The sequence below is a fragment of the Rhizobium sp. 57MFTsu3.2 genome, assembly GCF_012932765.1.
Lineage (GTDB): Bacteria > Pseudomonadota > Alphaproteobacteria > Rhizobiales > Rhizobiaceae > Rhizobium > Rhizobium altiplani.
In genome coordinates, this window is sequence record NZ_JDWI01000010.1 from 69,503 (window position 1) to 83,818 (window position 14,316).

Annotated in this window: 14 protein-coding genes; all 14 read right to left on the reverse strand. The window is 59.3% G+C overall.

Features of this window, described 5'->3' with window-relative positions; translation table 11 throughout:
• Positions 1-38: 38 nt before the first annotated feature.
• Entirely contained in the window at positions 39-824 is a 786-nt protein-coding gene (gene benD, locus AF71_RS13075) for a benzoate diol dehydrogenase BenD (protein WP_210258252.1), read from the reverse strand.
• Positions 821-1,846: a benzoate 1,2-dioxygenase electron transfer component BenC gene (benC, locus tag AF71_RS13080; protein WP_169681625.1), complete on the reverse strand. Its 1,026-nt coding sequence runs from the start codon at positions 1,844-1,846 to the stop codon at positions 821-823. Before benC ends, benD begins: the two co-directional genes overlap by 4 nt.
• Positions 1,847-1,883: 37 nt before the next feature.
• Positions 1,884-2,396 (reverse strand): benzoate 1,2-dioxygenase small subunit, encoded by a 513-nt coding sequence (gene benB, locus AF71_RS13085; RefSeq protein ID WP_169681627.1) that lies wholly within the window; start codon positions 2,394-2,396, stop codon positions 1,884-1,886.
• Positions 2,393-3,751 (reverse strand): Rieske 2Fe-2S domain-containing protein, encoded by a 1,359-nt coding sequence (locus AF71_RS13090; RefSeq protein ID WP_169681629.1) that lies wholly within the window; start codon positions 3,749-3,751, stop codon positions 2,393-2,395. Before AF71_RS13090 ends, benB begins: the two co-directional genes overlap by 4 nt.
• 95 nt (positions 3,752-3,846) lie before the next feature.
• Positions 3,847-4,785 carry a catechol 1,2-dioxygenase gene (gene catA, locus AF71_RS13095; protein WP_169681631.1) on the reverse strand — a complete coding sequence of 313 codons (939 nt, stop codon included), beginning with the start codon at positions 4,783-4,785 and terminating at the stop codon, positions 3,847-3,849.
• Between the two features lie 70 nt (positions 4,786-4,855).
• A complete protein-coding gene (catC, locus tag AF71_RS13100) occupies positions 4,856-5,146 on the reverse strand; it encodes a muconolactone Delta-isomerase (RefSeq protein ID WP_169681633.1) in 291 nt (96 codons plus the stop codon).
• Between the two features lie 13 nt (positions 5,147-5,159).
• Entirely contained in the window at positions 5,160-6,341 is a 1,182-nt protein-coding gene (locus AF71_RS13105; protein ID WP_169681635.1) for a muconate/chloromuconate family cycloisomerase, read from the reverse strand.
• 449 nt (positions 6,342-6,790) lie between these two features.
• Positions 6,791-8,470, reverse strand: coding sequence for a glycoside hydrolase family 3 N-terminal domain-containing protein (locus AF71_RS13110; RefSeq protein WP_169681637.1), 1,680 nt, complete (start codon positions 8,468-8,470; stop codon positions 6,791-6,793).
• A 197-nt stretch (positions 8,471-8,667) separates the two neighbouring features.
• The gene (locus tag AF71_RS13115; RefSeq protein WP_169681639.1) at positions 8,668-9,024 is read right to left on the reverse strand and encodes a phospholipase D-like domain-containing protein; all 357 of its coding nucleotides are present in this window, start codon (positions 9,022-9,024) and stop codon (positions 8,668-8,670) included.
• An 11-nt stretch (positions 9,025-9,035) separates the two neighbouring features.
• Entirely contained in the window at positions 9,036-9,719 is a 684-nt protein-coding gene (locus AF71_RS13120; RefSeq protein WP_169681641.1) for a C-terminal helicase domain-containing protein, read from the reverse strand.
• The gene (locus AF71_RS13125; RefSeq protein WP_169681527.1) at positions 9,635-10,459 is read right to left on the reverse strand and encodes a hypothetical protein; all 825 of its coding nucleotides are present in this window, start codon (positions 10,457-10,459) and stop codon (positions 9,635-9,637) included. Before AF71_RS13125 ends, AF71_RS13120 begins: the two co-directional genes overlap by 85 nt.
• Before the next feature lie 357 nt (positions 10,460-10,816).
• Positions 10,817-11,146: a hypothetical protein gene (locus tag AF71_RS13130; protein ID WP_169681642.1), complete on the reverse strand. Its 330-nt coding sequence runs from the start codon at positions 11,144-11,146 to the stop codon at positions 10,817-10,819.
• A 140-nt stretch (positions 11,147-11,286) separates the two neighbouring features.
• Positions 11,287-12,789, reverse strand: coding sequence for a glycerol kinase GlpK (glpK, locus tag AF71_RS13135; protein ID WP_169681643.1), 1,503 nt, complete (start codon positions 12,787-12,789; stop codon positions 11,287-11,289).
• A gap of 20 nt (positions 12,790-12,809) precedes the next feature.
• Positions 12,810-14,315 carry a glycerol-3-phosphate dehydrogenase gene (glpD, locus tag AF71_RS13140; RefSeq protein WP_169681645.1) on the reverse strand — a complete coding sequence of 502 codons (1,506 nt, stop codon included), beginning with the start codon at positions 14,313-14,315 and terminating at the stop codon, positions 12,810-12,812.
• Between the last annotated feature and the right edge of the window lies 1 nt (position 14,316).

Genomic DNA, 14,316 nt, shown 5'->3' on the forward strand with positions numbered 1-14,316 from the left:
CCTCCCCGAGTTGCTACGCATTTTTCAAGAACAAGTGGTCAGCCGAGATCACCTCCCGCGACCGGCAGTATGCTTCCAGTGATGTATGAGGCCTCGTCGGAGGCCAGAAACAGGATTGGCGCAGCCTGCTCGGCGATGCTGCCGTAGCGTTTCATGAAGCTCGATTGCTTTACCTGCGCGACGACCTCGCCCATCCAGGCCTTTTCCTCCTTGGTGTCGCCTTCGGCGTTCCGAGGGATAGACCTTGCAGGGGCCTCAGTGCCGCCCGGCGCTGTCGCCACGACACGGATGTTCCGTTCGGCCAATTCCATTGCAAGCGACTGGGTGACAGCATTGACCCCACCTTTCGCCGCCGAATAGGGCACGCGGTGAATGCCTCGCGTCGCGTTCGAAGACACGTTGACGATGGTGCCGCCGCCACGCGCAAGCAGATGTGGAATGACGGCGTGGCATCCGTAGAGTGTCGGCATCAGGGATCGACGTATTTCCGCATCAATCTGCACCGGCTCGAATGCCTCGAAGGGACGCATTCGGATCGCACCGCCGACATTGTTGATCAATATGTCGATTCCGCCGAAGGTTTCCGCGGCGAAGCGCATGGCTTCCAACGCGCCGTCGTAGGTCTCGAGATCAGCGAGAAACGAGGCCGCATTGGCGCCCGCCTCGCGGGCCACGTCCCTCGCAAGCTCAGCACGATCCACCAGAACTACGCGAGCGCCTTCATCGGCAGCGCGCAGCGCCACGGCGCGGCCAATGCCCTGCGCTGCCCCCGTCACGACGATCACCTTGCCAGCAAAGCGTTCCCGATAGCCGGTCATCGTCATGCCGCCTCTTTCGCGACCGCATTCGGCGTAAACTTCTCATAGTAGAAGCTGTTGGGGCTCACACCATTGTCGTCGAAGTGCCTGCGCACCGCATCGACCATGGGCGGAGGGCCGCAAAGATAGACGTCGACATCACCGCCATGAAGAACCTCTTCCGGCATGTGTTGCGTTACCCAGCCCTTGCGCGGGTGGCTGGAGGCATTCTCGGCCACGACGGTCGTGAAGTTGAAGTTCGGCAGGCGGGCGGCATAAGCCTCGATCTCATCGACGAGAACGAGATCGAGATCGCGCGTCACGCCGTAGATCATGTGGATCGCCTGGTCAGATTCAGCGCGGGCGAGCGTTTCAAGCATCGAGAGGAAGGGAGCAAGCCCGGTGCCGCCGGCCAGAAACAGCAGCGGGCGCTTCACTTCACGCAGATAGAAACTTCCCAGCGGACCAATCAGGTCAAGTTTGTCGCCAGGCTTTGCCCCGGCGAGCCAGCCGCTCATCGCACCATCGGGAATCCGCTTTATGAGAAAGGCGAGACGCTGGTCGCCCGGCGCCGAAGAGAAGGAGTAGGAGCGGCTCTGACCATAGCCGGGAACGTCGATATTGACGTACTGGCCGGGCAGGAAGGCCGGCGAGGATGCCGTATCCACTTCCAGTTCAATGACAATCGCAGCATCTTGGTGTGGAGTCACGGCAGTAACGGTCGCCGCAAACTTCTGATGGCCGGTCTTGCAGGCGAGCGAGGTCGTCGGCACTGAAAGAACGCAATCCGATGTCGCTCTCATCTGGCAGGTGAGCACCAAACCGCTCTCCGCCTCGTCCGCGGTCAGGGCGTCCTCGATATAATCGTCACCGAGGTCGTAGCTGCCGCTTTCAGCCCGGCACTTGCAGGTGCCGCACACGCCGTCGGAACAATCCATCGGCAGGTTGATCTTGGCGCGATAGGCAGCGTCGAGGACCTTCTCGCCGCTGTTGCATCCGATGAAACGGGTAACGCCGTCCTCAAAATTCAATGCGATCTTATAGCACATGGCTCCTCCTCCGGGCCGCGGTTGCACGAGCCGGCCCTCAGATGTGATAGATGTCGATGACCTGGCGGATGTAGTCGTTCTTCAGCACGATCTTCTTGTCCGAGATCAGCAGCCCGCCGCCGGCCCTTCGAAGGGTGACGAACATGGTTCCGAAAAACTGGTCGGTGACCTTGTAGCGATGGTTCAGCGTGTGGAAGTTGTAGCGAACATCGACCTCCTCACCACGGTCCTTTAGGATCTCGACGTTCGTGATATTGTGGCTGGTGCGCGGTTCCGGGGTCGAAGCGCCGGAGCGCTCCGTCTTGATCCGGAAGACGCGATCTTCCAGACCATCCCGGCTCGGATAGTAGATCAGCGATATCTGGGTCTGCGGATCGTCGGTGATCTGGTCGTCGTCATCCCATGCCGGCATCCAGTAGGTCACGTCGGGTGTGTAACAGGTCAGCCATTCATCCCACTGCCGATCATCCAGCAGCCTTGCCTCACGATAGAGGAAGGCACAGATGTCCTGGTACGAAGACGTGGTGATTTCCGGAAACGAAATGGTCATGCCGCACCTCCGCTCTTTTCCATCGAGAGGGCGTCACGCATGACCTTGGCCCAGTATTCGTGCTGGCGAACGAACAGGCCTTCATCTTCACTGCGTTCTCCAGAAAGCAACGGCTCGATGCCCATCCGCTTCGCATTCTCATCCGGGCCATCGATCCAAAGCGGTGCGCCTCTCGACAGGTCATTCCAGAGCGCAGAGATGCCGGCATAGCCGGCCTGGCACGCGCGAAATTCCTCAAGATCGTCGGCCGTGCCCATTCCGGACACGTTGAAAAAGTCCTCGTACTGGCGGATCCGCAGCGTCCGGTCGGCTTCGCTTTCGCCTCTCGGCGCAAAGCAGAAGATGCTGATCTCGGTCTTGTCGACGCTGATAGGACGGGTCACGCGGATCTGCGTGCTGAACTGGTCCATCAGGAACACGTTGGGGTAAAGGCAGAGATTGCGTGTCTGGTTGACGATGAAGTCAGCCTTCTCCTTTCCAACGTGTGCGACAATCTCGTCGCGACCGCTGAAGACTGGCCGCACCTCGGGGTTCATCGTGTTTGTCCACAGAAGGATGTGCCCGTTTTCGAAGCCATAGACGCCGGCTACAGACTTGCTCCACCCGTTGGCGTCGACCGCCTTGGTACCTTCTTCCGTGCGGCGACCCATGGTGGCGGAGTAGTTCCAATGAACGGAGCTGACGTGGTATCCGTCGCAGCCATTCTCCATCTGCAGCTTCCAGTTTCCGTCGTAAATGTAGGACGAGTTGCCACGCAGGACCTCAAGACCGTTGGGGGCCTGATCGACGATCTGGTCGATGATGATTTTGGTCTCGCCGAGATAGTCCTCAAGCTCGGCGACATCGGCGTTCAGGCTGCCGAACAGAAAGCCTCGGTAGCTCTCGAAGCGGGCCACGCGCTTCAGGTCGTGCGAGCCGTCCTTGGCGAATTGAGCTGGATACTGGCTGGATTTTTCGTCCTTTACCTTCAGGAGCTTGCCTGAGTTCGAGAACGTCCAGCCATGGAACGGACAGGTAAAGCTGCCCTTGTTTCCATGCTTGCGCCGGCACAGCATCGCGCCTCGGTGCGCGCAGGCATTGATCACGGCATGCAGTTCGCCGGCCTTGTCGCGGGTGATGACGACCGGTTGGCGACCGATATAGGTCGTGTAGTAGTCGTTGTTATCAGGAACCTGGCTCTCATGTGCGAGATAGACCCAGTTGCTCTCGAAGATGTACTTCATCTCCAGTTCGAACAGGTCGGCATTGGTGAAGATGTCGCGGCGGCAACGGAACACGCCAGCTTCCTTGTCGTCTTCAACTGCGGTTGCCAGCAGTTGGTCGAGATCTCGTGCCTTCTCGATAATCGTGGACATGGCTTCTCCTCCCGCTGCGACGCCCTTCAAGGTCCGCCGTAGCGACAATTTCGGTTTTGGGACGGGAAGCGGCGGCCGGGGCCGCCGCGTGGCTCTTAGGCCGCGGCGCGCTTGCGCAGTTCGTTGATCTGGTTGTCGACGCCATCCACCAGCGCGGTCAGATGAATATCGAACTTGATCTCGGCGAAGGGGCCGGAAAGACTATTGGCCTTGATGCTGACCTCGTCGGTATGCTCGACGATCTCGGGAACGAGCCCGTCTCGGGTGGCGTAGGCGAAGTCGTCGTTGACAAGCGGATCGCCGGCGATGTTGATCTGGGTGGTCAGCTTGCGATGACCGTCGCCGCTGATGAACAAGTGGATGTGAGCCGGGCGCTGGCCATGGCGACCAAGAGCGCAGAGCGCCTGCTCGGTCGGGCTGCCCGGAGGAACGCCATATCCCTTCGGAACGATGCTCTGGAACTTGTAACAGCCCTTATCGTCGGTGACGATCGTGCGCCGCATGTTGAAGGGCGCCTGTTTGCCTGTCGGGTCGAAGTGGGAGTAGAAGCCGCGGGTATCGCAGTGCCAGACTTCGACGGTGGCATCCGGCAGCGGCTTTCCGTCGTCGCCGTAGACAGTGCCGTGCATGATGAGCGTATGGCCATTGGTGTCCGTGCCATCGTCAAGACGGGCAAAGCCATGTGCGACAGGAGCGCCGGCGACGTAGAGTGGGCCTTCGATGGTGCGAGGGGTCTCGTTCTTGATCCCCAATGCTTCGTCGATCGCGTCGAGCCGCTCATCCAAAAAATGATCGATGCCGAGGCCGGGCGAAATCAGGCCTGCCTGTCCGGCCGCACCGATCTCGTTCAGCCAGGCAATCCCTGTCCAGTATTCGTCCGGCGTGATGTCGAGGTCGTCGATCGCCTTGTAGATGTCGGACAGCAATCGGTGAACGATCTGCTTGACCCGTGGATTGCCGTCCGGCTTGTCGAGACCGGCAACCTTGGTCAGGAAGTCCTGGACTTCCGGCTTGTCGAAGATCTTTACACTCATGTCTTTTCCTCCACTTGGGTGATGTGAACTTTGAGCGCCGTCTCCTCCTGAGACGCCGCCAGCGAAGCGATCAGCTATCGTCTTCGCGTATGGATGATGGATGTCGAAGGAGCGGCGAGACTTCGATCTTCATGAACTTGAAGAGCGGAAGCCCCGACAGGACCTCGTGAAGCTCTGCGTTGTCTTTTACGTCGAAGACGCTGTAGTTCGCGTATTCGCCGGCGATGCGCCAGATATGCCGCCATTTTCCAATGCGCTGCAGTTCCTGCGAGTAAGCCTTCTCTCTGGCTATGATCGCTTCGGCCTCGGTAGCGGGAAGATCATGGGGGAGGTTTACGTGCATACGGACGTGAAAAAGCATTGGATACCTCCACTCAGCCCACGATGCTGATTGTCTTGCGAAGCCCGTCACGGGCAAAGAACGCTACACGCTCCTCGTCAAGCTCGATGCCCAATCCCGGTCCATCCGGAACCGTCAGCTCAAAGTCGCTGTAATCAAGGGGGCGGATCAGGATCTCCTCCGTCAGGAGCAACGGACCGAAGAGCTCGGTTCCCCATTGCAGCTTCTCGAACGTAGAAAAGGCATGTGCCGATGCGATGGTGCCGAAGGCACCCTCGAGCATCGTTCCACCATAGAGTTCGATGCCGGCAGCATCGGCGATCGACGCAACTCTCTGTGCGTTGAAGAGCCCGCCGCTCTGCGCAATCTTCACCGCGAATACATCCGCGCCGTGGATTTTCGCCAACTCAAATGCGGATTCGGGACCTTTCAAGGATTCATCGGCCATCAAAGCCACCTGGAAGCGATGCATTAAGCGCGACAGCGCCTGCGACGATGCCACCGGCTGTTCGACCAGTTCGCATCCTGCGGCGGCCAATGCGGCCATGGCGTAGACTGCTTCCGTTTCACTCCACGCCATGTTGACGTCGACACGGACCGCCCCGCGGTCACCAAGGGCGCGCTTGATAGCAGATACATGAGCAATATCGGCGGAGAGGCTCTTTGCGCCTATCTTGAGCTTGAAGATCTTGTGGCGCTTGAGATCAAGCATCTTTTCGGCTTCGGCAATGTCCCGCGCGGTGTCGCCGGATGCGAGCGTCCACGCGACCGGCAGACGGTCCCGCAGCCGGCCGCCCAGGAGTTCACTCACCGGCTGGCCGATACGCTTTCCATGCGCATCGAGCAGCGCCGTCTCGATGGCATTCTTGGCGAAGCGATTATCCTTCACCATCTTGCCGACGCGGGTCATCAGAGCGCGGATGCGAGTTGCGTCCTGTCCGACCATCACCGGAGCAAAATAGGTATCGATCGCCAGCTTCATACCTTCGGGGCTCTCGCCCCCGTAGGCGAGACCTCCGATCGTCGTTCCTTCACCTATACCGACGACGCCGTCGCTGCAGTGAACTTTGACCAGCATCAGCGTCTGGCCGTTCAGGGTGGTCACTGATAGCTTGTGCGGCCGTATGGTCGGCAAATCGACCAGTATTGTTTCAACCCGCTCGACAAGAGGGTGAAGGCTGGCGGACAGTGCGAGATGGGTCGATGACGTTTTCATGGGGACAGTTTGTCCGGCCATCCAATCTGCGTCCAACACCGATTTGGTTTGTTTTCATACCTTGGCGGTATAGTAAGGTGGCGTGCGAGCTCAGAAATCCGAGCGCTGGACCAGGCCGCCGATCTCAATGATCATCGGTGATTTCAACACTTTATTCAGGTGTGATGTCATGCAGAACCGCGACTTGCGGGCCGCTTTAAGCTATCCGGCATGTCTCATTTGCGCGAGCGGTTTCTTGCGGAAACTTCGCTCCTTACCGCCCTGCCCTGGCCAGCGACCGTGCGATGTCGACGATATCGTCACAGCCAGCGGTCGGATCTTCTCTATTCCAGGCAATACCACGCCCGATCCGGAAGTCGCCGCCACAAGAGCACTTTGATCGGAACGCGATCCCTGCCACTGCAATCGTTGTGCCGATAGCATGTGTTTATTGAGCGTCCGGCGCAGGCTCAAAAGTGCGCGTCCTCAAGGCCGCAGAATGGATCCACAGGGTTCACGCCCACGAAGGGCTTGCGACCAAGCATGCAGTCAACGACGGCTTCCTGGACGCTGTCCATTGTGGAATATGCGTTGATGTAGGCCGGTACCCGTGGCGCATCGTAGAGATGATATGGATGCCCGAAGGAGATCATTATTGACGGAATATTCGTCCAAGGCCGATACATCGCCTTGAAGAGACCCCCACCCCCCATGCGATGCCAGTCGACAAATATCCTGCCCCGAACGAGCAGCGACTCATCGCCCAGCGCATAGACCACGAGATCGAAATCATCAGGTGATGGCACAATGTCGGGTCGGTCAATCGTGACTTCGAAACCCTCCTTCTCCAAAAGCTCGGGAAGCACAAATTTCAGAGGCTGAGGGATAAGCGGATGGATGATACCTCCGTCGACCAGCAACACGCGCTTCGTCTTGGCCGGGTCGAGCGGAAAGATGCCTTGGACGTCCTTCACAAGCGTCGGCGATCGTCCGATGAACTCCCTCGATGCGGCCACGTTGTCCGAATGCGCGAGCACGCGGCGCGCTTCGGTGGCCTCAGGTAGAACATCCGACGACTGAAAAAGCTTGAGGTGCGCCTTGAGCGCCAGCACGCGCAGTACGGCTGCCTCGAGCCGCTCAGAGGTAATTCGGCCGTCTTCAACGGCAGCCTTGACCGCAGCCATATCCTTCTCAGGCGCATCGCTGAAGAGGATCATATCACAGCCATTGGCAATGATGTCGGGCATTGTCTCTATATGGTGGCCCCAAGCTGAAAGACCTCCCATGGGTGTCGCGTCGGAGACGATGATGCCATTGAAGCCGAGTTCGTTCCGCAGGAGGTCAACGTTCAACAACCTGGAAACCGAGGCCGGTCGGAAGGCTTCAAGATCGGCATCCGGCACTTTCGACCGGACATAGGCCGGAAACGAGATATGCCCGCTCATTACAGCCAGCACGCCTTCGTTGATCAGGGTTTTGTAGAGGCGACCGAAGGTTTTCTTCCACGCCTCCACCGAAAGCGGATTTGTCGTGGTAACAAGGTGCTGATCGCGGTCGTCGTATCCCTCGCCAGGCCAATGTTTCGCGGTGGCAGCCACACCATTTCGTTGGAGACTACGAACATGGGCAACCGCATGACGCTCGATCTTGTCGACATCGGAGCCATAAGAACGGGTACCGACGATCGGTGATCGGAAGGCGGCATTAATGTCAATAACGGGCGTGAACGACCAACGAACACCCATTGCGCGCCCTTCGCGTGCCAGGATTTCCGAACTTCTCTCTGTTGCCTCGACATCGTCAACAGCCGCAAGCCCAAGTTGGCCGAGCACCGGGGTGCCGAATGCAAATGAATGTCGGCTGCCTTCGAGGTCGGCGCTGATGATAGGGGGAACTTTGCTCCTTGACACGAGGTCGGAAATGACCCGCCGCTCGAAGTCAAGATCGGGCGTAAAGAAGCGGGTTACGCCGCCAGGTTTTAGCGTCCCAATGCGTTTGAACTCCTCCTCATCGGTCCCGATCATGATCAAGATGAAGAGTTGTCCTATCTTATCGTCGACGTCGAGCGAGGCATAAACGTCACGAACCCAGAGGATCGCAGGCTCATCGAGGTTGAAAGGCGCTTTGCGAAGTTCGTCGTAGGCCGTCATGATTCTCTCCCCCAAGGTGGCACGTCGACCGAGTGGTTACGTTCGCATTTGCACCATACCCATATCGTGCAGCTCCGAACCAAGGAAATACCGCCCTACCTCCTCATTCGAGCTGCATTTGCCGACTGCCGTCGCCTATTCAGGCAATTGACTAGCCGATATCTGGAGTTACGGCGTGTCCGCCGAGCCTTTAGCCACTATGCCACTCTGCGCCGCAGGCTGCCAACGATAGTGCTGATTTCTTCCTCCAGATGTCGCCCTCGATAAACGAACGACGTCTCGTGGCGTGCGTATTGGCCGTGTCGATCGGCGCTGAGCCAGTTGTAAGAGCCAATGCAAAGAAGGTCCGAGTCGATCGCCACTATCTTGCTGTGCAGATTCGGAAGCTTGTGCAGCCGAACCCCGATTTTTGAGAAAGCCTTCTCGACCGCTTCCATCTGAGTCAGACCATCGGCAGCTTGGCCCGAATTGAGCAATGGATCAACAAACACATCGATCACGGCGCCTCGCTGGACTGCGGCTTCGAAGGCGACCAGAAGCCCAACGCGTTCCATTGTGGATGCAATCACCCAAGGGCTGACGATGGTGAAGCGGCGACCACCGCCGGACAGCGCATCCAGAAGGAAAGCATCGTGCCCCGCAGCATCTGAATCTGACTGTCCCCCTGCTTCAGGTCGTCGCGAGGCTCGACCGCAAACTCAAGTGCATTCTTCTCTGACGCGAACAGGAAGTCGGCGAGGATTGCCCTTGGTGACCCGGCTTTTGCGGCCGCCATAGCATCCATATCGCCAAACACAAGGCAACTATCCTTTGCCCGTGAGACCATCACGTTCAGCATGCTGGGCGACGCGTCGATGAAACCGCCGTCTGCGTGTTTCGAGTAGACGGGCGAGAAGATCACCACAGGTCGTTCGGCGCCTTGCAGCGCGTGCACTGTTCCGATGGTCATGCCTTCGCGCCCTTCGACAGCGATCCTTCGACCGGCACAGGCTTCCCGAATTTCGCGAACCTGTCGGCCAAACGGGGTCACGATGGCGACAATCTTTTCCAAAGACCGGCCATAGCGCGCCTCCAGTCCAGCCCGATTGGCATCAAGCCAGGCAGCAATAGTTTGCGCCTCGAGCGGATTGCAGCGACTGCTCCACGAGGTAAGTGCGCGGCCATCTATATGCAGATATCCGAGCGCCGGGAGACCAGCGTCTGCTGGCGCCCTTCCCCGCAATGGTCGTAGCTTCCCCTTGTAGCACAAAGCATTGCTGAAGCTGATGATTTCGTCGTAACACCGCCTTGCTCGAACAGATAGAGACCCTTCTCGAGATCAGGATAAGGCGACACTCGGCAGGCTTGTTGTGCAAGGCGCATGGCGCTGCCATTGGACGAGCAGATCCTGCGGTCGACCAGAGTGTCAATGCCGGCGTCATTCGGGAGAAGGCCACTGTGTCGAAGATTGCTCACATCCACGGGCCGGGGAACCGATGAAATCGGTTCGATCTGTTGGGTGTCACCAATCACCAGGGCGCGCTTCGCCAAAGAGAAAGACGCCCCGGCAACTTCTGGCAAGACCTGACCTGCTTCGTCGACGATCAAAAGGTCTATGAAATTAAAGAGATACTCGGTCGCCCATTTGCCACCGTCGCGGCGAGTATAGGTCATCTTGCCTGGTAAGCTGGCAAATGTTGCCACGGCACAGGGGGTCAGCATCATCCGGCGGAGCCAGCGGGGGATGATTGTCGCCTTTCCGTTCTTGCCTTTCGAGGCAACGATGCCTACGAGGTCCGCCTCCATTGCCAGAAGCCAGCGACCTTCCCAGTAGTGCGTTGCCAGAAGGAAGAGGGGAAACCGAACATACAGGTCTGCCTGACGTTCCAGTTCTGCAACGTCATCAGCGCCGCCTAGGACCTCTCGCGCGCTGCCCCAGTTCCTTTCCGCCTCGTGGAACGTAAGACGCAAGGCTCTAGCCGTTGTGAGTGACTGCTCCGCGAATTGCAACGCCTTCTCCGCGGCCCGAAGCTCGCCTCGAATTCTGTCCTCGATCTCCGAAACCCGCCTGGCTGTCTCCAACCCCGGCAACAGATCGCCGATGGCAAGCCTAGCTCGCGCGGCGCGCTTCTCTTTGACAGAGGTCAGGAAGTCGACGACCGTGGTCAGCGAGGATTCCGACGCCAGATGTTGGTCCAGGGCAGCCCTCGCCGCACGGAGCTTTTCGACGGCAGCCGTTCGTTTCGCAGCCTCTTCGACACGCAGGCCTCAGTGGCGTCCGGATCGGCGCCCAGGCTTGTTTCGAGAGCAGAGCGCGCCGCGCGATATGCGCTGTTGGCGCGGTCGATCTACGCCAGCTTGTCTACCTCACCCGCCATCCGCTTCTGCAGCGCCGCCACCACGGATCCCACGCCGGGGTTGTCGAATTCGGGAAATGCGGCCGCCGCCGCCTGAAGATAGGCTTTCTTGGCGCGCTCGACATAGGGCCACTGTCTCGCGCTCGACCTGAAACTCTTCGGTCTGGTAGCGACGGGCTGCTTCAAGACGTCGGGAGTTCGACGCGAGGAACATCCCGAAGCTTTCCACCTCAGGCAACCACCGCCCCGCAAACGGGCCTACTCCCCGGTCGAAGTCCTTTTCGAAGGCGTCAATAATGTTCGTCACCGCTTGATTGTTGGAGGATGCCGCCACGATCACGGGCGGATCCTCACCCTGAAGCGCGCCGCACGCACCCGGAGCCCCGCGACGCGGCCCTCCGATCACACCAACCCCGATTTTTTCATTTGCCTGGCGGCATTTCGGCTAGCGGCGCGCGCCGGTTAATCCTCAAAGGCTCGCTAAGCGACTTGAGAAGCGAACTGGATGGTTGCCCGCACTGCTGCCTTCCACCCTCGAACCAACTGGAAATTCTGGTCAGCGTCCACGGATGGATGAAAGCCTTGTCCGATTTCCCGTTCGGCGGCGAACTGCTCCGGGCCTGGCCAGCACCCGGCGCCATGACCAGCCAGCCATGCAGCTCCGAGTGCTGTCACTTCGCTTGAACTTGATCGCTGGACAGTAAGACCGACGATGTCTGAAAGGCGCTGCATTGCCCAGGCGTTCTTCGACACACCGCCATCGACGCGAAGCAGCGATATGGAGGCATCCGGCCAATCGCTCCGCATTGCCTGCATCAAATCATGCGTCTGGAGACAGATCGAATCCAGGGCCGCACGTGCAAGCTCCGCCGGACCTGAATTCCTGGTCATGCCGAAGAGCGAGGCCCGGGCGCTCGGATCCCACCAGGGGGCGCCGAGGCCAGTAAATGCTGGAACAAGATAGAGCTGCTGCTCAAGGTCTGCCTGCTGGGCAAGGTCGGCGGTCTGATCGGCGCTGCCGATAATGCCGAGACCATCCCGCAACCACTGAACCGCAGCCCCCGCAATGAAGATGGAGCCTTCCAGTGCATAGGTCATCTGCCGTCCGATCTTGTAGCCTACAGTCGTCAGAAGACGGTTCTTTGAGACAACTCGATCGCTGCCGGTATTGAGCAACGCAAAACATCCCGTGCCATAGGTCGCCTTCATCCTGCCCGGCTTGAAGCACGCCTGGCCGACGAGGGAAGCGTGCTGATCGCCTGCCATCCCCCGTATGGGGACCGTGGCTCCGAGGATGTCGCGTTGCGCCACCCCGAAATCATCTATGTTATCAAGGATTTCCGGAAGAATGGAGCGAGGAATGTTGAAGCAACGCAGCAGCTCATCGTCCCACTGACCCGAGCCAATGTCGCACAGCATTGTCCGAGCGGCGTTGGTGATATCGGTTACATGTCGCTGACCGCCGGTCAGCCGGTAGACCAGCCAGCTGTCGACGGTCCCGAATGCCAGGTGACCTGCATCAGCTGCCTCTCGCGCGCCGCTGACGTGGTCGAGAATCCAGGCGATCTTGCTTGCCGAGAAATAGGCATCAATCAGCAAGCCTGTACGTGAGGCGATGAGGTCACTTGCTCCTTCAGCCCGAAGGCGGGCGCATGCATCGGCCGTACGACGATCCTGCCAGACAAGGGCGTTGTATATTGCCTTGCCGGTGCGACGATCCCACAGGATCGTTGTCTCCCGCTGATTGGTGATACCGATCGCGGCAATCTCCTGCGCTCCTACGGAGGCAGCTGCGATCGCATAGCGGGCCGTCTCGACAGTCGTACGCCAGAGGCCCTCAGGATCGTGCTCGACCCAACCCGAACGGGGAAAGTGTTGCGCAAATTCCTGTTGGCCGAACCCTTTTGCACTGTAGCTCTTGTCGAAGACGATGGATCGTGTCGACGTTGTGCCCTGGTCAATTGCAAGGATGTAATCGCTCATTGTGCCCTCAATCGTCAGGTTCAGCCGGCTGCTGCCTGGCTTGCAGACTGTTGGAGAAATGCCTCCAGTGCCTTGACGTCATCTGTGCCAAACCGGAGGCCGAGCTTGGTGCGCCGCCAAAGAATGTCATCGGTGGAGACGGCCCATTCTCGCCTGACGAGGTGGTCAATTTCATTGACGCCGAGATCCCCGGCTATGATCCTGCCGAGTTCACCCCGGGCACCGAGGATGTCAAAGGCCGACGTTCCATAGAGGCGGGCAAGACGACGGAGCGTCGCCTTCTCCACGCCCGGAGCATGACGGACGAGCCTGGCAACGAGTGCATCGAACCCATCGACGGGAAAGTCGCCTCCGGGCAGAGGTGCGGTTGCCGTCCAGCTCGGCTTGCGGGCGCCGAGAAGCTGCTCGATCTCGGACAGCACGGACTCCGCCAGGCGACGGTACGTGGTGATCTTGCCGCCAAACACGTTGATCATCGCCCCACGTGCCTTGTCGCCATCGACCTTCAGGACGTAGTCGCGTGTCGCTTCCTGAGCGCTTGACGCGCCCTGTTCGAAGAGCGGGCGTATTCCCGAATAGGACCAGACGACATCCGTGGGAACGATCTGCTGCTTGAAGTAGGCACCAGCCGACGCACAAAGGTACTCGGTTTCCTCGGCGCTGATCTTGACGGTTTCGGGGGCGCAAATATGGTCGCGATCCGTCGTGCCGATCAAGGTAAAGTCATCCTCGTAGGGAATGGCGAAGATGATCCGCTTGTCGTCGTTCTGGAATATATACGCCTTGTCATGTGCAAAGAGTTTGCGAACGACGATATGACTGCCTTGAACAAGGCGAACATTGCGCGCTCCTTTTCCTTGCGCGGCCATTGACAGGACGCGGTCGACCCAGGGACCAGCCGCGTTGACGACGAGGCGCGCCGTGACCGAGCGGCTCGACTTCGTGATGCAGTTGACCAGGGAAACGGCAAATCCTTGCGCCTTGCGCGTCACCTCTGTGACCTCGGTGCGCGTGAGTATCTCCGCACCTCGTTCGGCCGCATCCCTTGCATTGAGCACGACCATGCGCGCATCCTGCACCGATGCGTCCGAGTACTCGAAGCCTTTCCTGAACTGATCTTTGAGCGGTGCGCCCGCAGCGTCCTTCTGCAAGTCGAGGACCTTGGTGGGCGGCAGCTTCTTGCGCCCGCCAATGTGATCATAGATGAACAGTCCAAGGCGCAGCATCCAGGCAGGCCGAAGCGCCGAATGATGAGGAAGGACGAAGCGCAGTGGCCAGATGATGTGGGGCGCGAGGCTCCAGAGCACTTCCCGTTCCATGAGCGCTTCGCGAACCAGCCTGAACTCGTGATGCTCGAGATAGCGCAGTCCGCCATGGATAAGTTTGGTGGAGGCAGACGACGTGCCGCTGGCAAGGTCGTTCATCTCGGCCAGCAATACCTTGTACCCGCGGCCTGCCGCATCGCGTGCGACGCCGCAGCCATTGATGCCGCCGCCGATGATGATCACATCATAGTCGAACGGCATC